Genomic DNA, 23,203 nt, shown 5'->3' on the forward strand with positions numbered 1-23,203 from the left:
AATTTTGATTACATGACTACGAGCGAAGCGGCCGAGGAGCTGCGCGGCTGGTTCTCCGGGCGGCTTCCGGAGGAGTGGTTCGACGGCGCGCCCGAGGTCGTCCTCGACCGCGAGGAGGCCAGCGTCATCGGGCGGCTGGCGGTGCCGGCGGCGGCCGGGGCGGTGCAGGGCCCGGAGCGGGCCGGGGTGATCGCCGGGCACGTCCAGCGGTTCCGCGAGGACACCCGCGAGCGGCGCATCGGGATCGCCAGGGAGGCCGAGCAGCGCTTCGGCTACAAGGTCTCCTGGGGCATCGAGTGCGACGGCGAGCGGGAGATGTTCACCCACCTGTCGGTGCCGGTCATGACCCGGCTGCGGCAGCCCGAGCGGCGCGTCCTGGACACCCTCGTGGACGCCGGCGTCGCGCGCAGCCGCAGCGACGCGCTGGCCTGGTGCGTCCGGCTCGTCGGCAAGAACACCGACGCCTGGCTCGCCGAGCTGCGCACCGCCCTGCAGCACGTCGAACGCGCCCGCGCCGCGGGCCCGACGGCCTGAACCCCGCGGCCGGAGCAGGCCGACCGGCCCTTCCCGGCCCGTCCGCGCACTACCCTGACCTCACCGAAACGGCGGGATAAGTGCGGCGGCCGCGCCATAATTGAGCGTCCTCCCGGCAGGGACGGGGTCGCTCGAAGGGAAGCCCATATGGGGGTTCGGCGTAGGGGAGTACCGCGCATCGCGAAGCCGCGCGGAGAGCGGAGCGAGGGGGCGCGACGGCGCCCCGCCGAGGGCGGCCGGCTGGTATCCGCCCTCCGCCGCAGCGGTCCCTACGCGACGGTCCGCGACGTCGTCTACCGGCTGTACGAGCGCCGGGTCGAGGCCGACCTGCCCACCGACGTCACCCCCCGGCACGTCGGCGTCATACTGGACGGGAACCGGCGTTGGGCCAGGTCGATGGGCCTCGCCGACGTCAACACCGGGCACCAGCGCGGCGCCCAGAAGATCTCCGAGCTGCTGCAGTGGAGCGCCGAGGCCGGGGTCGAGGTCGTCACGCTGTGGCTGCTGTCCACCGACAACCTGAACCGGCCCGCCGCCCAGCTCGACCCGCTGCTGGAGATCATCGAGAACACCGTCCGCAAGCTCGCCGCCGACGGCTGGCGCGTCCAGCCCGTCGGCGCCCTCGACCTGCTGCCCGATAAGACCGCCCACGTCCTGAAAGATGCGGGTGAGGCCACATCCGGCGCTCCCGGCCTGATTGTGAACGTCGCGGTTGGGTATGGAGGTAGGCGTGAGATCGCTGATGCGGTGCGCTCACTGCTCATCGAGCAGGCGAGCCGGGGCACCAGCATCGAGGAACTCGCCGAGTCCCTCGAAGTGGAGCACATCGCGGAGCATCTCTACACGCGCGGCCAGCCGGATCCGGACCTGGTCATCCGCACCTCGGGGGAGCAGCGTCTCTCCGGTTTCATGCTCTGGCAGAGCGCCCACTCGGAGTTCTACTTCTGCGAAGTCCATTGGCCGGACTTCCGCAAGGTCGACTTCCTCCGGGCGATGCGCTCCTACGCCGCGCGGCACCGGCGCTACGGTACCTGATCGTCCTCCGCGGACCACCGCCCCGTCACGGGCGGACCTGCGCGCCACCGGTAGGTTCCCCAGAGTCAGGGAGATCGAGTGGCCACATCCTCCCCGCGCCGTCCCGGCACGTCCGGGAACACCTCCGGAGCCTCGGTTCCGGAGCGGCGCACGTACGTCCTCGACACCAGCGTCCTGCTCGCCGACCCCGGGGCGCTGACCCGGTTCGCCGAGCACGAGGTCGTACTCCCCATCGTCGTCATCTCCGAGCTGGAGGCCAAGCGCCACCACCCAGAGCTCGGGTACTTCGCCCGGCAGGCGCTGCGCACGCTGGACGACCTGCGGCTGCGGCACGGCCGGCTGGACGAGGCCGTGTCCGTGGCGGGGCCGCACGGCGACCAGGGCGGCACGCTCCGCGTCGAGCTGAACCACTCCGACCCGAGCGTCCTGCCGGACGGCTTCCGGCTCGGCGACAACGACACCCGGATCCTGTCGGTGGCCGGCTGGCTGGCGCACGAGGGACGGGACGTCGTGCTCGTCTCCAAGGACCTGCCGATGCGGGTGAAGGCGTCCGCGGTCGGGCTCGCCGCCGAGGAGTACCGGGCGGAGCTCGCGGTCGTCGAGTCCGGCTGGACCGGCATGCGCGAGCTGGAGGTGACCGCCGGGGCCGTCGAGGAGCTGTACGAGACCGGGGGCACGGACCTGGAGGAGGCCAGGGACCTGCCCTGCCACACCGGCCTGCGGCTGCTGTCGGAGCGCGGCTCGGCGCTCGGCCGGACGCTGCCCGACAAGTCGGTGAAGCTGGTGCGCGGCGACCGCGAGGTGTTCGGGCTGCGCGGCCGGTCGGCCGAGCAGCGGATCGCGCTCGACCTGCTGATGGACGAGGACGTCGGCATCGTCTCGCTCGGCGGCCGGGCCGGCACGGGCAAGTCGGCGCTCGCGCTGTGCGCGGGCCTGGAGGCCGTCATGGAGCGGCACCGGCACCGCAAGGTCGTGGTGTTCCGCCCGCTGTACGCGGTCGGCGGTCAGGAGCTCGGCTACCTGCCCGGCTCGGAGAACGAGAAGATGTCGCCGTGGGCGCAGGCCGTCTTCGACACGCTGTCGGCGGTGACGACGCCGGAGGTCATCGAGGAGGTCGTCGACCGCGACATGCTGGAGGTCCTGCCGCTCACGCACATCCGGGGCCGGTCGCTGCACGACGCGTTCGTGATCGTGGACGAGGCGCAGTCGCTGGAGCGCGGCGTGCTGCTGACCGTCCTGTCGCGGATCGGCGCCGGGTCGCGGGTCGTGCTGACCCACGACGTCGCGCAGCGCGACAACCTGCGGGTGGGGCGGCACGACGGCGTCGCGGCCGTGGTGGAACGTTTGAAGGGGCACCCGCTGTTCGCGCACGTGACGCTGACCAGGTCGGAGCGTTCGCCGATCGCCGAGCTGGTCACCGACATGCTCGGTGACGTGGGCGCGTAGCAGACGGACGGAGCACGTCGAAACCCCGGTGGGCCTGGTGTGGCCCGCCGGGGTTTCTTGTCTCAGAACACGTTCATCCATTCCCTACAGAACGTGATCACCAAACCTCGTACCGTTGATTGTGATTAAGGTCACATCCGTGCCCGCGGTGGCGGAGATCCGCAGGCCGGCCGGGGGTTTCGGTGGTTCGTCCGGGGAGTTGACAACGATCCTATCGGCCGCATTTGTCTCGTTTCGGTTGCGGAGCGGCCCGCAGGCTCCGGCATTGTGTCTCCCCGTAAGCACCCCCGAGCGGTGCCAGGCCGGAGCGCGGCCCCCCAGCACGACGCGCACCGGACGCGGCGCGGCTCCGGGCCCGGAGCCGCGCGACGTCCCGGCGGCCCGCGGGGCGGGGGGTGGAAACAGCTCGTGCGCGTGCCCATGCGCGTGCGACCGTCGGAAGGACCGCCTTGTACGGAGACCGTCCCGGGTCCCCTAGGCGAGACGATCGACAGAACTTCGACTCCCCGGCCGTCGCCGCGCCGCCGGTGCCGCACGAGGACGATGTGCGGGTCGCCGGCACCGACCGCACCCTGATCGGCGCCCCCGCCGGCGACACGCTCGGCTTCCGGGCCATGCCGCCGGAACCGCCGGAGCACCCGCGCACCGGCGTCTCCGCCGGGGAGCCGCACGACGAGATCGCCTCCGGCCGGCACGCGGTGCAGGGCGCGCCGCGGCAGGGCGGCGGCTCCGGCTCCGGCAGGCGCACCGGCCTGCGGATCGCCGCGGTCGCCGCGGGCGCGGCCGTCGTGATCGGCGGCGGCGCGGTCGCCGCGTTCGCGCTGACCGGCGGCTCCGGCGATTCCGGCGACACCGCCGCGACCGTCACGCCGTCCCGGCAGCTGGCGGACGCGCCCAAGGTCGACCCGAAGGTCCTGGAGCAGCAGCGCCGCGAGCTGGCCCTGGAACGCGCGTCCCGCGTGACGCGCGAGGACGCGGGCAAGGGCCCGGCCATCCGCCCCAAGGGCGAGCCGATCCCGACCAAGAAGCCGGAGCCGAAGAAGGAGACCGGCGGTACCGGCGGCGGCCCGTCCGGCGACCCGGTGCCGAAGGGCGAGGCGCAGGAGATCGCGAAGAAGCTCATGCCGGGCTTCGGCTTCACCGGCGACGGCCAGTTCGGCTGCCTGGTCAAGCTCTGGGACCGGGAGAGCGGCTGGAACACCCACGCGGCCAACCCGTCGGGCGCGTACGGCATCCCGCAGGCCAAGCCCGGCTCGAAGATGGCGACCGCGGGCCCCGACTGGCAGAACAACGCCACCACGCAGATCAAGTGGGGCCTCGGCTACATCAAGGACCGCTACAAGACGCCCTGCGGCGGCTGGTCGCACTTCCAGTCGGCCGGCTGGTACTGATCCGGGCCCGGCGCGTCCCGGCGTCCCTGCGGGCGACTGGGACGCGTACAAGCCTCACTTGCCGGACGATCCGGTCATCCGGAGCACGTCGAGCGCCGCGTCGAGCTGCTCGACGGTCAGCCTCCCGTCGTCCACGTAGCCGTGTTCGAGCACGACCTCGCGGATCGTCCGGCGCTCCCGCAGCGCCTGCTTGGCGACCTTCGCCGCCTCCTCGTAGCCGATGTAGCGGTTCAGCGGCGTCACGATCGACGGTGAGGACTCGGCGTACTCGCGCATGCGCTCCGCGTCGGCCTCGATGCCGTCCACGCAGCGGTCCGCGAGCAGCCGGGACGCGTTCGCCAGCAACGTGACCGACTCCAGCACATTGCGGGCCAGCATCGGCAGCATCACGTTCAGCTCGAAGCTGCCGGACGCGCCGCCGAACGCGACCGCCGCGTCGTTCCCGATGACCTGCGCCGCGACCTGCGCGACCGCCTCGGGGATCACCGGGTTCACCTTCCCCGGCATGATCGACGAGCCGGGCTGCAGGTCCGGCAGCCGGATCTCGGCGAGCCCGGCGCGCGGGCCCGACCCCATCCAGCGCAGATCGTTGACGATCTTGGTGAGGCTCACCGCGACCGTGCGCAGCGCGCCGCTCGCCTCCACCAGGCCGTCCCGCGCGCCCTGCGCCTCGAAGTGGTCGCGGGCCTCGGTCAGCGGCAGCCCGGTGACCCGCGCGATCTCCGCGATGACCCGGGCGGCGAAGCCCTCGGGGGTGTTGATGCCGGTGCCGACCGCCGTGCCGCCGAGCGGCAGCTCCGCCAGCCGCGGCAGGACGGCCTCCAGCCGCTCCACGCCGTGCCGGACCTGCGCCGCGTAGCCGCCGAACTCCTGGCCGAGCGTCACCGGCGTCGCGTCCATCAGGTGCGTGCGGCCCGACTTCACGGTGGTCGCGAACTCCGCGGCCTTGCGCGCCAGCGCCGCCTCCAGATGCCGCAGCGCGGGCACCAGATCGTTCAGGACGGCCCCCGTCGCCGCGATGTGGATGGACGACGGGAACACGTCGTTGGACGACTGGGAGGCGTTCACGTGGTCGTTGGGGTGGACCGGCCGTCCGAGCCGCTCCTCCGCCAGCGTCGCGACGACCTCGTTCGCGTTCATGTTGGACGACGTCCCGGACCCGGTCTGGAACACGTCGATGGGGAACTGGTCGTCCCACCGTCCGTCCGCGACCTCCCGGGCGGCCTCGGCGACCGCGCCGGCGATGTCCGCGTCGAGGACGCCGAACTCGGCGTTCACCACCGCCGCCGCGGCCTTGATCTGGCCGAGCGCCGCGATGTGCGCGGCCTCCAGCGTCCGCCCGGAGATGGGGAAGTTCTCCACCGCGCGCTGCGTCTGGGCCCGCCACTTGGCCGCGGCCGGCACCCGCACCTCGCCCATGGAGTCGTGCTCGACCCGGAACCCCTGCTCGGACATGGAAGCCTCCCGCTGCGATCTTCGGCCGTCCCTCATGGCAGCCCGTCGGGCGACTCCCGCATTCCCCGGGGTGGGACTTCTCACTCCGGGTTCCGGCTCACTCCTTGTTCAGGGTGTAGTTCTTGCGCTCCTTCGGCGTGCCGGCGGGCTGCTCCTCGCCGTTCACCCACACGTCGCAGGCGGAGGCGTCGTAGACCACGGCGTTGAGCCGCGGCTGGTCGTACTGCCGCAGGTCGCCGGTGTGCAGGCTCTCGTCGGTGAGCACCGTGATCGTGTCGCCGGGCACCGAGACGAAGATCTTGCACTCGTCGCTGCGGGCCCGCACGACCAGCGTGCTGGACTCGACCCCGGGCGGCACGGCGGCCTGCGAGGAGCCCGGCGGGCTCGAGGGGGACGTGGCGGCGGCCGTGGGGGAGGGCCCGGGGCTCTCCTTCATCATGCCGACGATGAGGGCGGTCGCGCCGATCCCGCAGGAGGCGACCGTCGCGCCGATGAGCGCGATCACCGCCATCAGCCGGTAGCGGGGCGTCGGCGGGCGGCGGCCGGACCGCGGCCCGGCCAGCGCCCGCTCCAGCCGGTCGACGGCGCGCGCGTGGCTGAGCCGGCGGGTCGGGTTCTTCTCCAGCAGCCCGGTGATGACGGGTGCGAGCGCGCCCGCGTTCTGCGGGGACGGGGCCGACTCGTTCGCCAGCGCGGACAGCGTCGCCATCACGTTCTCGCGCTCGAACGGCGGGCGGCCCTCCAGCGCGGCGTACAGCGTCGCGCCGAGCGACCACAGGTCCGACCGCGGGGTGGCCTTCTCCCCGGCGGCGACCTCGGGCGCCACGTACGCGGGCGAGCCCATGAAGTGGCCCGTCTTCGTCAGGCTCGCCGAGCCGGAGGAGAACGCGAGGCCGAAGTCGGTCAGCACGACCCGGTCGCCGTCCAGCAGCACGTTGCTGGGCTTGAGGTCGCGGTGCACTATCCCGGCCTTGTGCGCGACGTTGAGGGCGTCGAGCAGGGCGCGGCCGATGTGCGCGACCCGTTCGGGCGGCAGCGGACCGGAGCGCTCGATCAGCTGCTCGAGGCTGGGCGCCTCGATCATCTCCATCACGATCCAGGGACGGCCCTGCTCGATGACGACGTCGTACACCTCGACGATGGAGTGCGTGCGCAGCTGTGCCGGCGCGCGCGCCTCCCGCAGGGTACGGCGGTAGAAGACCACCCGGTCGTCCTCGGAGAGGTCCTCGGGCAGCCGCAGTTCCTTGATCGCCACCGCGCGGTCGAGGAGCTCGTCATGCCCTCTCCAGACGGTGCCGTTGGCACCCTGACCTATTTCCGAGACCAGCCGGTAGCGCGTCGCTAGAACGAGGCGCTCTGACTGTGACATGGCGGAAAAGATACCGGAGTGGCCAGGCGGTCATCGGGGAGACCTCAGCAGGAACTAAATATTTGGCCCAATACTGTGACCTACCGACGAGAAACAACGGCTGCGGGCGGCCTGCGGGGGCCTGTGGAGGCCCTGTGGAGGCCAGTGGTCCGCCCCCCGCAGGGCGCCCCGGCGGCCGTTAGCGCCTGCCGATGGTGAGGACGGGACCGGTGGTGTCGGCGAAGAAGTCCTCGCCCTTGTCGTCGACCACGATGAACGCCGGGAAGTCCTCGACCTCGATCTTCCAGACGGCCTCCATCCCGAGTTCCGGGTATTCCAGGACCTCGACCTTCTTGATGCAGTCCTGGGCGAGGCGGGCGGCCGGCCCGCCGATGGAGCCGAGGTAGAAACCGCCGTGCTCCCGGCAGGCGTCGGTGACCTGCTTGGACCGGTTGCCCTTGGCGAGCATGACCAGCGAGCCGCCGGCGGCCTGGAACTGCTCGACGTAGGAGTCCATCCGGCCGGCGGTGGTCGGGCCGAACGACCCGGACGCGTAGCCCTCCGGCGTCTTGGCGGGCCCCGCGTAGTAGACGGCGTGGTCGCGCAGGTACTGCGGCATCGGCTCGCCCGCGTCCAGCCGCTCCTTGATCTTGGCGTGCGCGATGTCGCGGGCCACGACGAGCGGGCCGGTCAGCGACAGCCGCGTCTTGACCGGGTAGCGGGTCAGCTCGGCGCGGATCTCCGCCATCGGCCGGTTCAGATCGATCTGGACGACCTCGTCGTCCAGGTGCTCGTCGGTCGTGTCCGGTAGGTACTGCGCCGGGTCGGTCTCCAGCCGCTCCAGGAACACGCCCTCCGTCGTGATCTTGGCCTGCGCCTGCCGGTCGGCGCTGCACGACACCGCGATCGCCACCGGGCAGGACGCGCCGTGCCGCGGCAGCCGGATCACCCGCACGTCGTGGCAGAAGTACTTGCCGCCGAACTGCGCGCCGATCCCGAGCTTCTGCGTCAGCTCGAACACCTGGAGCTCCAGTTCGAGGTCGCGGAACCCGTGGCCCAGCGGAGAGCCCTCGGACGGCATCGTGTCCAGGTAGTGCGCCGAGGCGTACTTGGCCGTCTTCAGCGCGTACTCGGCGGACGTCCCGCCGACCACGATGGCCAGGTGGTACGGCGGGCACGCGGCCGTGCCCAGCGAGCGGATCTTCTCCTCCAGGAAGGACATCATCCGCTTCGGGTTCAGGACGGCCTTGGTCTCCTGGTACAGGAACGACTTGTTCGCGCTGCCGCCGCCCTTGGCCATGAACAGGAACTTGTAGGCGTCGCCGGGAGCCGCGTACAGCTCGATCTGGGCGGGCAGGTTGTTGCCGGTGTTCTTCTCGTCCCACATCGACACCGGGGCCATCTGGGAGTAGCGCAGGTTCAGCTTCGTGTACGCGTCGTACACGCCACGCGAGATGTGCTCCTCGTCGCTCCCGTCGGTGAGGACGTGCTGGCCGCGCTTGCCCATCACGATCGCGGTGCCGGTGTCCTGGCACATGGGCAGGACGCCGCCGGACGCGATGCCCGCGTTCTTCAGCAGGTCCAGTGCCACGAACCGGTCGTTGGGGGACGCCTCGGGGTCGTCCAGGATCCGGCGGAGCTGCGCGAGGTGCGCGGGACGCAGCAGGTGCGCGATGTCGCGCATCGCGGTCTCGGTGAGCAGCCGCAGCGCCTCCGGCTCGACCTGCAGGAACGTCCGCCCGTTCGCTTCGAACGTGGACACGCCGTCGGAGGTCAGCAGCCGGTAGTCGGTCTCGTCGGGGCCGAGCGGCAGCAGGTCGGTGTAGGAGAACTCAGGCATCTCAGGCAGATCCTCGCGCGATTCCGATGGGGGCCGCCTCACAGGTTACGGGCTCGGGAACCGCGGCCTCGCGGGGGGCGACCCGGGCCGCCAGCCCGACCGCGACGCCCGCCGCGACCAGCGCGGCGCCCGCCAGATCCGCCGGCCCCGGCCGGCCCAGGCCGAGCGCGACCGTCGTGACGACCGCGCTGACCGGGATCAGCCCGGCGAACAGCCCCGCCCGGTCGGCGCCGAGCCGCCCGATCGCGTCGTACCAGAGCAGGAACGCGATCACGGTGACGACCGCGGACAGGTAGGCGAAGCCCGCCAGTTCGGCGACGGTCGGGACGCGCAGCACCGCCGTCCCGTCCGCGGCGACGCCGGCGGCCAGCAGCATCGGGGCCGCCAGGGCGGCGGAGTAGGCGGAGACCCGCAGCGGGCCGAGCCGGGGCAGCAGCGGGACGGCCAGCAGCGAGAAGCACACCTCCCCGGCGAGCGCGCCGAGCGAGAACAGCAGCCCGCGGGGGCTCCCGCCGCCGAGGCCGCTGGCCAGCGCCGCGCCGGCCGCGACCACGCAGGCCGCCGCCACGACCGCCGGGGCCGGGCGGCGCCGCTCCAGCAGCGGCCCCGCCAGCGCCAGCACGACCGGGGACGCCGCGATCACCGTGCCGATCGTGGCCGGGCTCGTGTCGCGGGTCGCCTCGACGATGCAGACGTTGAACGCCACCAGCCCCGTCCCCGCCAGCGCGGCCAGCAGCAGCCAGTCGCGCGGCGACGGGCGCGCCGCGGGTCCGCCGGCGAGGCGCGCGACGCCCAGCAGGACCGCCGCGGCGACCGCGTACCGGACCGCCTGGCCGCCGAAGAGGGGATAGGACGCGATCGTCGCCGACACCGCCGTGAGCGTGCCGACCAGGAACATCGCGGTGCCGGCACCGGCCGTGCCGCGTCGCTGAGAGCCGTTCATGGAGGAAACGCTAGAAGCGCATTGGCTCCCCGCCCAGGGCCAATACCGGTGTCAAATCGTGGACCAATGCGTCCCTCGTGACGCTCCCGCCACCTCCCGGCGCTGAGTGTCATGTGACCGACCTTCACCTTCCCCTGGACCGGTCCGCCGGCCGGCTCGCGGCGCAGATCGCCGCCGGCTTCCGCGCGGCCGTGCGCTCCGGCCGGCTGACCGCCGGGACCCGGCTGCCGTCGAGCCGCGACCTGGCGCGCGACCTGGACGTCTCCCGCGGCGTCGTCGTCACCGCCTACGAGCAGCTGACCGCCGAGGGCTTCCTGCTCGCGCGGCGCGGCGACGGCACCCGGATCGCGCCGCTCGCCCGCGCCGACGGGGAGACCGCGCGCCCCGGCGAGCCGGCCCCCCGCCCCGGTGCGCCGGACCGGCCGGACCGCGACCCCGTGCCCCCGCCGCCGTCCTACGACCTCACCCCCGGCCGCCCCGACCTCGCGGCCTTCCCCCGCGAACGCTGGATCGCCGCCGCCCGCGCCGCGCTGCGCACCCTGCCGCACGACGCGTTCGGCTACCCCGACCCCGGCGGCGTCCCGTCGCTGCGCGCGGAACTCGCCGGCTACCTCGGCCGGGTCCGCGCCGCGCACGCCGACCCCGACCGGGTCGTGATCATGAACGGGGTGGCGCACGGGCTGTCCGCCCTCCTCGCGCTGCTGCGCGGGCAGGGCGGGAACCCGGCGCTCGCCGTCGAGGACCCGACCAGCGCCCGGCAGCTGCCGATGATGGAGTCCGCCGGGCTGCGGCTCGCCCGCGTCCCGGTGGACGCCGAGGGCCTGGACGTCGCGGCGCTCGCCCGCACCGGGGCGCGCGCCGTCCTGGTCACGCCCGCGCACCAGTACCCGACCGGCGTCGTGCTGTCGGCGGCCCGCCGCGCCGCGCTGATCGCCTGGGCGCGGGACGTGGACGGCCTGATCCTGGAGGACGACTACGACGCCGAGTTCCGCTACGACCGCGACCCCGTCGGCTGCCTCCAGGGCGTGGACCCCGACCGGGTCGTCCTGCTCGGCTCGGTGAGCAAGTCCCTCGCGCCCGCGCTGCGGCTCGGCTGGGCCGTCGCGCCGCCGGCCGTCGCCGCGCGGCTGCGCGACCACCGCGCCCGCACCGACCTCGGCGCCCCCGTCGTGGAGCAGCACGCGCTCACCGAGTTCCTCCGCACCGGCGGCTACGACCGGCACCTGCGCACCATGCGGCGCCGCTACCGCGCCCGGCGGGACGCCCTCGCCGCCGCCCTCGGCGCCCACCTCCCCGCCGCGCGGGTGCACGGCGTCTCAGCGGGCATCCACCTCTATGTGGAACTGCCGCCCGGAAGCGACGAGGACGCGGTCGTGGCCCGCGCCGCCCGGCTGGGCGTGGCCGTCACGGGCGGCCGCTCCCTCTGGTCGGCCGGGCGCGCCGCGGCCGCGCCGCCCGCGCTCGTCCTCGGCTACGCGGGCCTGAGCGAGACCCGCCTGGTCAAGGCGGCGGAACTGCTGGGTCAAGCGGTTACCCACGGTGCCGATGGGTAGAACCCGCATCCCCGGTGTAGGAGGTATGGATGAGTCTGGACGAGGCCGCACGGCAGCTGAAGATGGCCGGCCACGATGCGCAGGTGGCCTTCGACTGCATCGGCCTGGGCGACCTCGAGCGGGCACAGGAGCACGCGGTCACCCTGCGTGCCGCCGCCGACGCCGCCGAGGTCGCACTCAGCCGCGCCCTGACGGACATGACGCCGGAACAGGCCCAAGCCGAAGGCGAAAAGGCCATCAGATCACTAGAAGACGCGTGATCGACCGCTGAAGCCCCCGGGCGTGCTCGAACACGGCCGGGGGCCTGCCATGACCTACGCGACTGGGCGTTCCATGGCGGGGGCGTTGGGGTCGGCGCCTGGAACTGGTTTCGGGGCGAAGCCCTTGGCGGTGGCGAAGACCACCAGGATCAGGACCGTGGGGACGATGAAGGCCAGGCGCAGGCCGTGGTCGGCGCTCAGGGGGGCGATGGCGCCGACCACGGCGGCGCCCAGGACGAAGCCGACGTAGTTGAAGATGTTCACCCGGGACACGGCCACGCCCAGGCCCGTGGGGTCGACCCGGGCGGCGGCGGAGAACGAGACCGGGGCGATCACGCTGAGGCCCAGGCCGGCCAGGGCGAACGCGGCGATGGCGAAGCCCGCGTTCGGCGCCGCGACGACCCCGGCCATGCCGACGATGCCGACCAGCCCGCCGATCCGCACCACCTGGACGGCGCCCGAGCGGCGGACGGCGAAGTCGGCGACGCCCCGGCTGATCACCATGGTGATCTGGTAGGCGACGTAGCCGAGCGGCGCGACCCAGTCACTCGCGGACAGCTCGTCGTCCAGGTACTTGGCGCCGTAGTTGGAGATCGCGGCGTCGGCGAGGTAGGCGACGGCCATCGCGGCGCCGACGACGAGGATCGGGCGCCACGGGACGCTGCGCCCGGCGGCCTTCAGCTCCTCGGCGGTCGGCCCGCCGCCCTCCTCCGCGCGGCGGTAGAGGCGGTGCCCGGAGGCGAGGGAGCCGGCGATCCCCGCGGCGGCGGCGATCGCGAAGCAGGCGGACAGCGGCAGGTCGATCTTGTTGGACAGCGACGCCCAGAGCCCGCCGAGGATGCCCGCGACGCTCCACACCGCGTAGAAGCCGGTGATGAGGCTGAGCCCGTAGCGGCGCTCGACCGCGACGGCCTGCGCGTTCATCGAGGCGTCCACCGCGCCGACGAACAGGCCGAACAGCGCGACCGCGGCGTACAGCGCGAGGTCGTTGTCGCCGGTGAGGCCGATCAGCGCGATCATGACGGCGACGGCCGGCTGGGCGACGCGCAGCACCGGGCCGCTGCCGAGCCGCTGGAACAGGGCACCGGACGCGACGCTGCCCACCCCGGCGACCAGCGGCACCATGAGCAGCACCAGCGAGAGCGTGGCGTCGCTCAGGTGGTGCGCCTTCTGCAGTTGCGGCACCTGCGTCACCAGCGAGGCGAAGCAGAGCCCCTGGACGGCGAACGCCGTGTACGCGGCGAACCGGGCCTGGCGGTCCCGCGCGGTGATGCCCTGGGTCATGCGGCCCGACCTCTCTGAGCTGCGCAACATGAAGAAGATTCGCGTCAGCGTAGGGACAGGGTACGTGCCAGGTCAATGTTCCCCAGGTGCGTCAGTCGATGAGGCGCCTGCGCATGCCGCGGACGGCGATGAGCCACATCAGCGCGGCGAAGGCGATCAGCGCACCCAGATGGCCGAGATCGGCCAGCGGGTCCAGTCCGAACACCGCGTCCCGGACCAGCTCCACGCAGTGGTAGAGCGGGTTCAGGTAGGAGGCCGTCTGCGCCCAGTCCGGCAGCGCGTCCACCGGGAAGAACGTCCCGGCGATCAGGAACAGCGGCGTCACCACGCCGGTGATCACGTAGTCGAACGAGTTGATCGACGGCACCACCGAGGACGTCCACATGCCGAACAGGCCGAAGCCGAGCGCGGTGAAGAACGTCACGAACGGCACCAGCAGCATCCCGAACGAGGGGTCGAGGCCGAAGAACAGCGCCACGATCAGCGGCGTGCACGAGTAGACCGCCGACTTGGCCGCGATCCACAGCGCCTCGGCCGTCACCAGCTCGTGGACGTCCACGGGGGCCGCCAGCATCGCGTCGTAGGTGTGCTGGAAGACGCGCCTGATGTAGCCGTTGAACATGCCCGGGAAGATCGACGTGAACAGCGCCGCCGTCCCGACGACGCCGGTCGCGACGAAGTCCAGGTACCGGAAGCCGGCGATCACCGCGACCATCGAGCCGAACCCGTAGCCGAACGCCAGCAGGTAGAACGTCGGCTCCACCATCGACGCGAACGACTGCGACATCCAGTACCGCTTGTAGAGGGCCAGCTCGTGCCGCCAGATGCCCCGCACGGGCGCGAACTCGAACCGCCGCAGCCGCGGCGCCCGCTCCGCTTGCACGCTCATTCCTGCCTCCTGCCGGGGGCGACCCCCCGCGCCCCCCGGTTCGCTTCGCTCATGCTTGCTTCCTGCGGGGGGCGACCCCCGCGCCCCCCGGTTCGCTTCGCTCATGCTTGCTTCCTGCGGGGGGCGACCCCCCGCGCCCCCCGGTTCGCTTCGCTCATGCCTGCTTCCTGCGGGGGGCGACCCCCCGCGCCCCCCGGTTCGCTTCGCTCATTCGACGCGCTCCCCGGTCAGCACCACGAACACGTCCTCCAGGCTCGCGGCGCGGCGTACGCCGTCGGGGCCCAGCTCGTCCTCCAGCGAGGGCGGGATCGTCTCGGCCTTCAGCACCGACACCGACGGGCCGGTGCGGCGCGTCGGCAGGCCCGCGGCCTTCGCCAGCCGCTCCACCTCCGCCAGCCGGTCCGGCGGGCCGTGGTGCTCGACGACCCGGTCGCCCGCGTACTCGGCCACCAGCTCCGACGGCGACCCCCGCGCGATGACCTTCCCGCGCGACATCAGCGCGCACTCGTCCGCCAGCCGCTCGGCCTCCTCGATGTAGTGCGTGGACATCAGCACGGTCGTGCCGCCGGCCCGCAGCCCGTCGATCAGCCCCCACAGCTCCGCCCGGACCTGCGGGTCGAGGCCGACGGTCGGCTCGTCCAGCAGGACGAGCGCGGGCCGGTGCACCAGCCCGCGCGCGATCAGCAGCCGCCGCCGCATGCCGCCCGACAGGTCGTCCACCTTGGTCTTCTGCCGCTCGGTCAGGTGCGCGATCGCCAGCGCGTCGTCCACCGCCCGACGCCGCTCGCCGCGCGGCACCCGGTACAGGTGCGCGAACACCTCCAGGTTCTCCCGCGCGGTCAGCTCCTCGTCGAGGTTGTCCTGCTGCGGGACGACCCCCATCGCGGCCCGCGCGCGCTTGGACTCCCGGGGGACGCTGAAGCCGAGCACGTCGATGCTGCCCTCGGTGGCGATCGCCTGCGCGGTCAGCATCTTCATCGTCGTCGACTTCCCGGCGCCGTTCGGGCCCAGCAGCCCCATGCAGACCCCGGTGGGGACCTCCAGGTCCAGCCCGTCCACGGCGGTGAAGCCGCCGAACCGCTTCACGACGCCGCGCAGGCTGATCGCCGCCGTCCCCGCCCCGTCCCGGGCGGCCACGATCTGGGCACGTTGCAAGGTCATACCCCTCACCCTAAGGACGGGGGCGGGCAGGCCCCCAACAGGTTTTCCGGCAGGCCGCGCGCCCGCCGGCGGTTAACCTCTAGGTGTGGACGTCCCCCATCGCCCGGCCGCCAAGGCCACCAGCGTGCGCGACCTGCGCGCATCCGACGCCGACCGGGAGCGCGTCGCCGCCGTCCTCGGCGAGGCCCTCGCGGACGGGCGGCTCACCCTGGAGGAGCACTCCGAGCGCACCTCCCGCGTGTACGCCGCGCGCACCCTCGGCGAGCTGACCGGCCTCACCCGCGACCTCAGCCCCGAGGAGGCCCAGCCCATCCTCGTCGACGACCGCCCGGTCTCGGTGTTCTTCGGCCGCACCCGGCGGGAGGGGCGCTGGGTCGTCCCGGTGAAGCTGCCGCTGCTCGCCCTGTTCGGGACGGTCGAACTCGACCTGCGCGAGGCCGTGCTGCAGCGCCGCCACGTCGTGGTCGACTCGCTCGTGCTCGGCGGCCGGATCCGGCTGATCGTCCCCGACGGCGTCGGTGTCAGCGTCACCGGCCGCACCATCCTCAGCACCCGCGACCTGCGGGCCCGCCCCGCCCAGGACGGGCCCACGGTCGAGGTCGGCGGCACGATGATCTTCGGTTCGGTGCGCGCCCGCGCGCCGAAGCGGTCGCTGCGCGCCCGCGTCCGCGGCCGGCTCGGCCGGGGCCGCTAGACCGCCGTGTCGAAGTTGATCGCGCTGTAGGCGCGCAGCTTGCCCAGCTGATGCTCGCTGGAGATCGTCCGGATCGTCCCGCTGCGCGAGCGCATCACCAGCGAGTGCGTCACCGCCGTCCCCTTGCTGTAGCGGACGCCGTCGACCAGTTCCCCGTCGGTGATCCCGGTCGCGGCGAAGAACACGTCGTCGGACGTCACCAGGTCGTCGGTGGTCAGCACCCGGCCGAGGTCGTGCCCGGCGTCCTTCGCCTTCTGCTTCTCCGCCTCGTCCTGCGGCCACAGCCGGCCCTGGATCACCCCGCCCAGCGCCTTGATCGCGCACGCCGCGATGATGCCCTCCGGGGTGCCGCCGATGCCGAGCAGCAGGTCGACGCCGGTGCCCGGCCGGCACGCCATGATCGCGCCGGCCACGTCGCCGTCCAGGATGAACTTGATCCGCGCCCCGGCCTCGCGGACCTCCTTCACGATGCCCTCGTGCCGCGGCCGGTCCAGGATGCAGACGGTCACGTCGTGCGGCGAGGAGCCCTTCGCGCGGGCGATCGCGCGGATGTTGTCGGCGATCGGACGCCCGATGTCGACGGCGTCCGCCGCCTCCGGCCCGGTCACCAGCTTCTCCATGTAGAACACGGCGGACGGGTCGAACATCGACCCGCGCGGCGCCACCGACAGCACCGCGATCGCGTTGTTCATGCCGAGCGCGGTCAGCCGGGTCCCGTCCACCGGGTCGACCGCGACGTCGCACTCGGCGCCGGAGCCGTCCCCGACCTGCTCGCCGTTGAACAGCATCGGCGCGTGGTCCTTCTCGCCCTCGCCGATCACGACGACGCCCTGCATCGACACCGTGTTGATCAGCTGGCGCATGGCGTTCACCGCCGCCCCGTCGGCGCCGTTCTTGTCGCCCCGGCCGACCCAGCGGGCCGCGGCCATCGCGGCGGCCTCGGTCACCCGGACGAGTTCCATCGCCAGGTTGCGGTCGGGGGCCGCCGGCTCGGTCGTGAGCGGCGAGGAAACGGTGGTCTCATCGGACATGACGGGGCAGCCCCTTCGTTCGGTGGTGCCTCGGATTCTCCGTGGACCGGACGGCAAGCCACAAATTGGACCAGACCAGCCGAACGCACGGATCGTACCGGCACCCGTGGTACCAGCCCCGCGCGGCGCCCGGATTTGACGGTCACGCGGGCAAGGGATCGTTTCCCCATGGGAGAGGGCGTAATCTCAGGCACCATGAGCAGCGACATCGACGTCTCGTCCGGCGAGGTGGCACGCGACGGGGGAGAGCGGCGCCCGGCCGACGCGCCCGCGCGGACCTCCGACCGCGGGGCCGCCACGCGCGGCGCACTGCTGACCGCGGCCAGGGACGTCTTCTGCGCGTCGGGATTCGCCCAGGCCGCGGTGACCGACATCGTCGCCAAGGCGGGCGCCAGCGTCGGCAGCCTCTACCACCACTTCAACGGCAAGGCGGACCTGTACCTCACGCTGTTCGAGGACTTCCAGGGCCACCAGCAGGAGCGCACCCGCGAGGCGATCAACGCCGTCCGGGAGGCGGGCGAGACCGACCCCATGCGGCAGTTCATCGCCGGCGCGGGCGCCTACCTGAACGGCTGCCTGGACGAGCGCGACGTCGCCCGGCTGTTCATCTCCGGCGACGGCCCGCCCGGGTTCGACCGCGTCATGCGGCAGCGGCTCAACAAGTGGGCGCGCCGCAACGCCGCGCTGTTCCACACCCCGGGCGGCGGCGTCGACGAGGCCCTCGTCACCGTGCTGACCGGCGCGATGGCGGGCGCCGTGTCGGAGATCTCGCTGCTGGACGACGAGGACGCCGCCCGCCGCCTCGCCGAGGAGATCATGGGCATCGTCGGCACGATCCGCAACCCCCGTACGGAGCAGCGCTGACCGTGGGGGATCCTGGAGGGGTGACCGACAAGACCCCTTCCACCGCCGCGGAACCCGAGGCGCGCCCCGAGGCGCGGACCGAGGACGGCGCGGAGCGCGCGCGCGAGCAGGACGCCCCGGCCCGGCAGGACGCGTCCGGGCGGCCGATCGTCGAGGTCAGCCCCGGCGTGCACAAGCGGCTCACCACGGGCCTCGGCGGCTTCACGCTCGCGATGGCCGCCTGCCTGGTACTGGTGCTGGCGATCTACGTCGTGACGCCGCGCAGCGACAAGGAGGTCCTGCCGGCCGTCGACTACAGCTCGCAGCTGTGGGCGATGCGCAGCGACGCGCCCTACACCGTGTACGCGCCCGTGGGCCTGCCCGCCGGCTGGAAGCCGAACAGCTCCCGGCTGAACGGGCTGGGGTCCGGCGGCGAGCAGCCCGTCTCCTGGCACCTCGGGTTCGTGACGCCGAGCGACGAGTACGCGGCGCTGGAGCAGAGCAACGAGAAGGCGTCCGAGTACGTCCCGCGCATGGCCAACAGCAGCAAACCGGTCGGGACGCAGCAGGTCGGCGGCGTCACCTGGACGAAGTACCACCGCAAGGACAAGAAGGCGAACACCCTCGCCCGCACCCTGCCGGACGGCATGAGCATCGTGGTGACCGGCACCGCGTCCTACCAGGAGCTGGCGGTCCTGGCGGCGTCGCTCAAGCCGCAGAGCAAGGACGCGACGCTGGTGCCCTCGACGGCCCCGACACCGGCGTCCTGACCGTCAGAACGGGGCGGCGTCCCCGTTCCCCGGCCGGTCCAGGGCGGCGGCGAGCCGCGCGCGGGCGCCCTCCAGCCACTCCTCGCACACCGCGGCGAGCCGCTCGCCCCGCTCCCACAGGCCGAGCGACTCCTCCAGCGTGAGCCCGCCCGCCTCCAGCCGCTTGACGACCTCGGTCAGCTCGTCCCGTGCCTGCTCGTACGACGGCTTCTCCGCCGTCCCCTCATCGTCGGCCACCTGCCCCACCCTAAGACCCCGCACGGCCGGTCACGGCCACGTCGAGGCGCCCGTCCGACAGCCGGACGCGCAGCGCCTCCCCGTCCTGCACGGCCGCCGACTCCCGCACGACCGCCCCGTCCTCCCGCTGGACGATCGCGTAGCCGCGCTCCAGCGTCGCGGCGGGGGACAGGGCCAGCAGCCGGGCGCGGGTGTGCGACAGCTCGTCCCCGGCCCGGTCCAGCGCCCCCGACAGGCTCCGCCGCGTCCGGTCCCGCAGCGCCGCGACCTGTTCGGACTGCCGCTCGATCTCGCGCACCGGGTCGGCCAGCGCGGGCCGCGACCGCACCGCCTTCAGCCACGCCAGCTCCCGGTCGACGGCCCCCGCCAGGCAGCGCCGCCCCCGGTCGCGCAGCTGCCGGACGAGCTGCAGCTGCTCGCGCACGTCCGGCACGGCCTTCTTCGCGGCGTCCGTCGGCGTCGAGGCCCGCACGTCCGCGACCAGGTCCAGGATGGGGGAGTCCTGCTCGTGCCCGATCGCGCTGACCACCGGGGTGCGCGCCGCCGACACCGCCCGGACGAGCGCCTCGTCCGAGAACGGCAGCAGGTCTTCCATCGCGCCCCCGCCCCGCGCGATGATGATCACATCGATCTCGGGATCGGCGTCCAGCGCCCGCAGCGCCTCCATGACCTCGCCGACCGCGTACGAGCCCTGCACCGCGGTGTTCTCCACCCGGAACGCGACCGCGGGCCAGCGCCGCCGGGCGTTCTGCAGGACGTCGTGCTCGGCGTCGGAGTCGCGCCCGCAGATCAGCCCGATCCTGCCGGGCAGGAACGGCAGCGGGCGCTTGCGCTCCGGCCGGAACAGCCCCTCCGAAGCCAGCACCTGCTTCAGCCGCTCCAGCCGCGCCAGCAGCTCCCCGACCCCGACCGGCCGGATCTCCAGGACGCTCAGCGAGAACGTCCCCCGGTTGATCCAGAAGTCCGGCTTGGCGTGCACCACGACGCGGGCGCCGTCGGTCACCGCGGGCCCGGCGGCCTCGACCACCGCGCGCGGCCCGACGACCCGCACCGACATGTTCGCCACCGGATCCCGGAGCGTCATGTACACGGTCCCGCCGCGGGCGTTGAGATCGGTGATCTGGCCCTCGACCCAGATCCGGCCGAGCCTGCCGATCCAGCCGCTCACCGCCTGCAGCACCGCCCGCACCGGAACCGGGGATTCGGCCGTGGTCTCCATCGCCATGCAGGAACACTACTCATGACGACCCCGAGGGAGTGAACGTGACCGCATCCGAACGCGAGCTCGCCGAGCAGCTCAATCTGCGCCTGCGCCACGTGGTGCTGATGCTGCGGCAGGTGAGCACCGACCAGCCGGTCACGCCGCAGCAGCTGTCCGTGCTCGGCTCGCTGGAGCACGGGCCGCGCCGGATGACCGAGCTGGCCGCCGAGCACGGCGTCCGGCTGCCGACCATGACCGCCCAGATCAACCGGCTCGAACGCGATGAGCTCATCACCCGCGGCCGGGACGGCGCCGACGCCCGCGTCGTCACGGCCCGGATCACCGCGGCGGGCCGGGACCGGCTGGCCGACGGGCGGGAGCGCCGGCTCGCGTTCCTCTCCGAGCGGCTGGCGAACCTGACGGACGCGGAGCGCGCGCTGGTCGCGGCGGCGCTGCCCGCCTTCGACAAGCTCCTCGGCGGGCCCTGACACGGGAGAAGCCCCCGGGGGCGGCCGGGGGCTTCTCGTCGCCTGCGGCGTCAGCTGAGGCCGTTGAGCTTGGCGATGCGGCGCTCGTACATGCGGACGACGTCCTCGCGGCCGGCGTGCTTGCGCTCGTACTCGCGCAGCAGCTTCACCTGCTCGACGGACAGGCCGCGCAGGCGCGCCCGCAGCTGCGGCAGCGTCGCGGTGTCGTAGTTCGGGACCGGCAGGTCCTCGGCGATGTGCGCGGCCTCCGCCGGGGCGGCCGGCTTGTTCTCCGGCTTCGGCTCGAACGCCTTCTCGTCCTTGGCGACCGCCTTCTCCGTCGCCTCGTCCGTCGCCTCGGACGGCTCGGCCTCCGCGGGCTGCTCGGGCTTGACCTCGGCGGCCTGCTTGGGCTCCACCCGCTTGGCGGGCGCGGGCGCGGGCCTCTCGGGCGCGGCCGGCTTCTCGGCCTCGGCGGGCCTCGGGTCCGGGGCGGGCTCGGCCTGCGGGGCCGGCTCCGGCTTCGGCTCGGACGGCACCGGCTTCGGCGCGGGCTCGGCGATCGGCGCGCCCTTGTCGGCCGGCGCGTCGGCCGGCGTGTCGGCCTGCGTCTCGGCCGGCTTGGCGTGCCTGCGTCCCAGCGCGCCCGGCTTGGCGGGCTTGGGCGGCACCCCGGGCCTGGCGTGCTTCGGCGCGTGCTTCGGCCCGGCGCCGGGCTTGCCGACGGAGATCTCGTCGCCGGCCGTGCGCGCGGTGGCCGTCCGGCCCGCGGGACGGGTCCGGCGGACCGGCTCCGGCTCGGGCTCCGGCTCGGCCTCCTCGCCGCGGACCCGCTCGGCCACGCGCCCGACGACCTTCTCGGCCGTGGTCTGGACGTCGTCGCGCAGCCGCCCGAGCACCGGCTTCACACCACCGCCCTCGGTGATCTCCTTGTAGTCCCGGGTGAGCCGGTCGCCCAGCAGCAGCGCCCGGCCGACACCGAACATGGCCAGCCGGACGGCGTGCAGCGGGAGATCGCGGACCTGCTCGCCCACCGTGTCCCGGACCTGCTCCTTGAGGCGGTGCGGCGATTTCGTCATCGACTCTTCCTCTTCCTGCCTCGTCTCGTGGGACCACTCTGCCCCATGGGTGCGATCGGGGTCTCCCCGGGTTAATGGAATTCTGTCCAAGAACGGCATGGAGTCGGTCACAGCCCGGTCACTCCGCTGCCCCGGTCCCTCGTACGATAGAGCCATGACCGCCAACAGCCAGCGCCGTGTCCTGCTCGCCAAGCCGCGTGGTTACTGCGCAGGCGTCGACCGGGCCGTCCAGACGGTCGAGATCGCCCTGGAGAAGTACGGGGCGCCGATCTACGTCCGCAAGCAGATCGTGCACAACGTCCACGTGGTGAAGACGCTGGAGGAACGCGGCGCCATCTTCGTGGACGAGACCGAGGAGGTCCCCGAGGGGGCGATCGTCGTGTTCTCCGCGCACGGCGTGGCGCCCGCCGTGCACGAGGAGGCCAAGGGCCTCGACCTGCGCACCATCGACGCCACCTGCCCGCTGGTCACCAAGGTCCACAAGGAGGCCGTGCGGTTCGCCGCGCAGGACTACGACATCCTCCTGATCGGCCACGAGGGGCACGAGGAGGTCATCGGCACCACCGGTGAGGCCCCCGACCACATCCACCTGGTGGACGGCCCCGACGACGTCGCCAACGTCCAGGTCCGCGACCCCGAGAAGGTGGCGTGGCTGTCGCAGACCACGCTGTCGGTCGACGAGACCGTCGCCACCGTCGAGAAGCTCCGCGAGCGGTTCCCCAAGCTGATGGACCCGCCGTCCGACGACATCTGCTACGCCACCCAGAACCGGCAGGTCGCCGTGAAGGAGATGGCGGCGCAGTCCCAGCTCGTCATCGTCGTCGGCTCCACCAACTCCTCCAACTCCGTCCGGCTGGTCGAGGTCGCCAAGGAGCACGGCGCCGACAGCGCCCACCTCGTCGACTATGCCGAGCAGATCGACCCCGCCTGGCTGGAGGGCGTCACCACCGTCGGCGTCACCAGCGGTGCGTCCGTCCCGGACGACCTGGTCCAGGAGGTCCTGGCCTGGCTCGCCGAGCGGGGCTTCGGCGCGGCGGAGGAGATCGAGTCCGTCCAGGAGCGCATGCGCTTCTCCCTGCCCAAGGAACTCCGCAAGGACCTCCGCATCACGGCGGTCTGACGGCGGCGGGACGGCCCCCGCACCTTCCCCGGCGACGGCGACGGCGATCGAGCTAGTCGACATCGCCGTGGTGGAGGCGGCGCTCCTGCGTCGTGGCGGGGGACTCGTCCCACCGGACGGGGTTCTCGTTCTCCTCCTTCTCGAAGAGACGCACCCCGACGAGCTTGTCGCGCAGTTCGCGGACGTTGGTCATGAGGCCCCGCGCCAGGCAGATCACCAGCACCAGCAGCGTGCCGAAGAACAGCCACGGCGCGGTCGCCGCCAGCGCGGCCAGGACGCCGACCGTGAGGCCGCGCAGCAGCGAGCCGTTGCCGAGCGTGGTCGCGAACACGACCGTGAAGGTGGCGGCGAAGAACACCAGCGGCGGGCTGACGGCGAGCGTCAGCAGGTCGGCGGGACGCGTCGCGAACGCGGCCAGCGCGCAGCCGATCGCGAACCCGGCGCCGGCGAGCAGCGGCACGTCGAACCAGCGCGACAGCAGCCCGCAGACCACCCCGGCGGCGAACATGACGACGATGCCGCCGCGTCCGGTCAGCGTGACCGGGCTCCCCGCGGCGCGCGAGCGCGGACGCGGTGCGGCGCCGTGCTGACGTCCCACGGGACCCCCCGGAGCCGGCGAGGC

Annotated in this window: 23 protein-coding genes; 11 read left to right on the forward strand and 12 right to left on the reverse strand. The window is 73.1% G+C overall.

Features of this window, described 5'->3' with window-relative positions; all coding sequences use genetic code 11:
• Positions 1–12 precede the first annotated feature (12 nt).
• From abmR to ABZ806_RS21445, 4 genes are all read left to right on the forward strand, one after another.
• Entirely contained in the window at positions 13–534 is a 522-nt protein-coding gene (gene abmR, locus ABZ806_RS21430) for an ATP-binding transcription factor AbmR (RefSeq protein ID WP_500219096.1), read from the forward strand.
• A gap of 147 nt (positions 535–681) precedes the next feature.
• Complete coding sequence (locus tag ABZ806_RS21435; protein ID WP_500219097.1) at positions 682–1,569, forward strand: isoprenyl transferase; 888 nt, start codon at positions 682–684, stop codon at positions 1,567–1,569.
• Between the two features lie 78 nt (positions 1,570–1,647).
• Positions 1,648–3,015, forward strand: coding sequence for an RNA 5'-3' helicase PhoH2 (phoH2, locus tag ABZ806_RS21440; RefSeq protein ID WP_500219098.1), 1,368 nt, complete (start codon positions 1,648–1,650; stop codon positions 3,013–3,015).
• Positions 3,016–3,464: 449 nt separating this feature from the next.
• Positions 3,465–4,406 (forward strand): aggregation-promoting factor C-terminal-like domain-containing protein, encoded by a 942-nt coding sequence (locus ABZ806_RS21445; RefSeq protein WP_500219099.1) that lies wholly within the window; start codon positions 3,465–3,467, stop codon positions 4,404–4,406.
• Positions 4,407–4,460: 54 nt separating this feature from the next.
• Here ABZ806_RS21445 and ABZ806_RS21450 read toward each other — a convergent pair whose 3' ends face one another.
• The 4 genes from ABZ806_RS21450 to ABZ806_RS21465 all read right to left on the reverse strand — a co-directional run bounded on the left by ABZ806_RS21450 (position 4,461) and on the right by ABZ806_RS21465 (position 9,992).
• Entirely contained in the window at positions 4,461–5,861 is a 1,401-nt protein-coding gene (locus ABZ806_RS21450) for a class II fumarate hydratase (RefSeq protein WP_500219100.1), read from the reverse strand.
• A 97-nt stretch (positions 5,862–5,958) separates the two neighbouring features.
• Positions 5,959–7,230, reverse strand: a complete 1,272-nt coding sequence (locus ABZ806_RS21455) for a serine/threonine-protein kinase (protein WP_500219101.1) — start codon at positions 7,228–7,230, stop codon at positions 5,959–5,961.
• A gap of 178 nt (positions 7,231–7,408) precedes the next feature.
• Positions 7,409–9,049: a fumarate hydratase gene (locus tag ABZ806_RS21460; RefSeq protein ID WP_500219102.1), complete on the reverse strand. Its 1,641-nt coding sequence runs from the start codon at positions 9,047–9,049 to the stop codon at positions 7,409–7,411.
• 1 nt (position 9,050) lies between these two features.
• Positions 9,051–9,992, reverse strand: coding sequence for a DMT family transporter (locus ABZ806_RS21465; protein WP_500219103.1), 942 nt, complete (start codon positions 9,990–9,992; stop codon positions 9,051–9,053).
• Between the two features lie 113 nt (positions 9,993–10,105).
• On the opposite strand from ABZ806_RS21465, the gene pdxR reads away from it, so the two are divergent.
• On the forward strand, positions 10,106–11,545 hold the full coding sequence (pdxR, locus tag ABZ806_RS21470; protein WP_500219104.1) for a MocR-like pyridoxine biosynthesis transcription factor PdxR: 1,440 nt from the start codon (positions 10,106–10,108) through the stop codon (positions 11,543–11,545).
• A gap of 29 nt (positions 11,546–11,574) precedes the next feature.
• On the forward strand, positions 11,575–11,805 hold the full coding sequence (locus ABZ806_RS21475; protein ID WP_163061242.1) for a hypothetical protein: 231 nt from the start codon (positions 11,575–11,577) through the stop codon (positions 11,803–11,805).
• Between the two features lie 54 nt (positions 11,806–11,859).
• Here the strand turns inward: ABZ806_RS21475 and ABZ806_RS21480 are convergent, their stop codons facing one another.
• The 3 genes from ABZ806_RS21480 to ABZ806_RS21490 all read right to left on the reverse strand — a co-directional run bounded on the left by ABZ806_RS21480 (position 11,860) and on the right by ABZ806_RS21490 (position 15,115).
• Positions 11,860–13,089 carry an MFS transporter gene (locus tag ABZ806_RS21480; RefSeq protein ID WP_500219105.1) on the reverse strand — a complete coding sequence of 410 codons (1,230 nt, stop codon included), beginning with the start codon at positions 13,087–13,089 and terminating at the stop codon, positions 11,860–11,862.
• Positions 13,090–13,180: 91 nt separating this feature from the next.
• Positions 13,181–13,978, reverse strand: coding sequence for an ABC transporter permease (locus ABZ806_RS21485; RefSeq protein WP_500219106.1), 798 nt, complete (start codon positions 13,976–13,978; stop codon positions 13,181–13,183).
• Positions 13,979–14,185: 207 nt separating this feature from the next.
• On the reverse strand, positions 14,186–15,115 hold the full coding sequence (locus tag ABZ806_RS21490) for an ABC transporter ATP-binding protein (RefSeq protein WP_500219153.1): 930 nt from the start codon (positions 15,113–15,115) through the stop codon (positions 14,186–14,188).
• Between the two features lie 109 nt (positions 15,116–15,224).
• Here ABZ806_RS21490 and ABZ806_RS21495 point away from each other — a divergent pair, with 109 nt between their 5' ends.
• On the forward strand, positions 15,225–15,833 hold the full coding sequence (locus tag ABZ806_RS21495; RefSeq protein ID WP_500219107.1) for a DUF1707 SHOCT-like domain-containing protein: 609 nt from the start codon (positions 15,225–15,227) through the stop codon (positions 15,831–15,833).
• Here the strand turns inward: ABZ806_RS21495 and glpX are convergent.
• On the reverse strand, positions 15,830–16,864 hold the full coding sequence (glpX, locus tag ABZ806_RS21500; protein ID WP_500219108.1) for a class II fructose-bisphosphatase: 1,035 nt from the start codon (positions 16,862–16,864) through the stop codon (positions 15,830–15,832). The two genes, ABZ806_RS21495 and glpX, sit on opposite strands and share 4 nt — an antisense overlap.
• A gap of 195 nt (positions 16,865–17,059) precedes the next feature.
• Between glpX and ABZ806_RS21505 the strand changes: the two genes are divergently transcribed.
• Both ABZ806_RS21505 and ABZ806_RS21510 read left to right on the forward strand, forming a co-directional pair.
• The gene (locus ABZ806_RS21505) at positions 17,060–17,728 is read left to right on the forward strand and encodes a TetR/AcrR family transcriptional regulator (protein ID WP_500219109.1); all 669 of its coding nucleotides are present in this window, start codon (positions 17,060–17,062) and stop codon (positions 17,726–17,728) included.
• 20 nt (positions 17,729–17,748) lie between these two features.
• On the forward strand, positions 17,749–18,477 hold the full coding sequence (locus tag ABZ806_RS21510; protein WP_500219110.1) for a DUF4245 domain-containing protein: 729 nt from the start codon (positions 17,749–17,751) through the stop codon (positions 18,475–18,477).
• Positions 18,478–18,480: 3 nt separating this feature from the next.
• On the opposite strand, the gene ABZ806_RS21515 is transcribed toward ABZ806_RS21510, so the two are convergent.
• Both ABZ806_RS21515 and xseA read right to left on the reverse strand, forming a co-directional pair.
• Entirely contained in the window at positions 18,481–18,714 is a 234-nt protein-coding gene (locus ABZ806_RS21515) for an exodeoxyribonuclease VII small subunit (RefSeq protein WP_500219111.1), read from the reverse strand.
• A 10-nt stretch (positions 18,715–18,724) separates the two neighbouring features.
• Positions 18,725–19,939, reverse strand: coding sequence for an exodeoxyribonuclease VII large subunit (gene xseA / locus ABZ806_RS21520; protein WP_500219112.1), 1,215 nt, complete (start codon positions 19,937–19,939; stop codon positions 18,725–18,727).
• A gap of 38 nt (positions 19,940–19,977) precedes the next feature.
• Here xseA and ABZ806_RS21525 point away from each other — a divergent pair, with 38 nt between their 5' ends.
• On the forward strand, positions 19,978–20,403 hold the full coding sequence (locus ABZ806_RS21525) for a MarR family winged helix-turn-helix transcriptional regulator (protein ID WP_500219113.1): 426 nt from the start codon (positions 19,978–19,980) through the stop codon (positions 20,401–20,403).
• 50 nt (positions 20,404–20,453) lie between these two features.
• Here the strand turns inward: ABZ806_RS21525 and ABZ806_RS21530 are convergent, their stop codons facing one another.
• Positions 20,454–21,461: a DUF8129 domain-containing protein gene (locus ABZ806_RS21530; protein WP_500219114.1), complete on the reverse strand. Its 1,008-nt coding sequence runs from the start codon at positions 21,459–21,461 to the stop codon at positions 20,454–20,456.
• A 154-nt stretch (positions 21,462–21,615) separates the two neighbouring features.
• On the opposite strand from ABZ806_RS21530, the gene ABZ806_RS21535 reads away from it, so the two are divergent.
• Positions 21,616–22,581: a 4-hydroxy-3-methylbut-2-enyl diphosphate reductase gene (locus tag ABZ806_RS21535; protein WP_500219115.1), complete on the forward strand. Its 966-nt coding sequence runs from the start codon at positions 21,616–21,618 to the stop codon at positions 22,579–22,581.
• Between the two features lie 52 nt (positions 22,582–22,633).
• Here ABZ806_RS21535 and ABZ806_RS21540 read toward each other — a convergent pair whose 3' ends face one another.
• On the reverse strand, positions 22,634–23,179 hold the full coding sequence (locus ABZ806_RS21540; protein ID WP_500219116.1) for a DUF6542 domain-containing protein: 546 nt from the start codon (positions 23,177–23,179) through the stop codon (positions 22,634–22,636).
• Positions 23,180–23,203: the final 24 nt, after the last annotated feature.

The sequence above is a fragment of the Spirillospora sp. NPDC047418 genome (assembly GCF_040643275.1).
Lineage (GTDB): Bacteria > Actinomycetota > Actinomycetes > Streptosporangiales > Streptosporangiaceae > Spirillospora.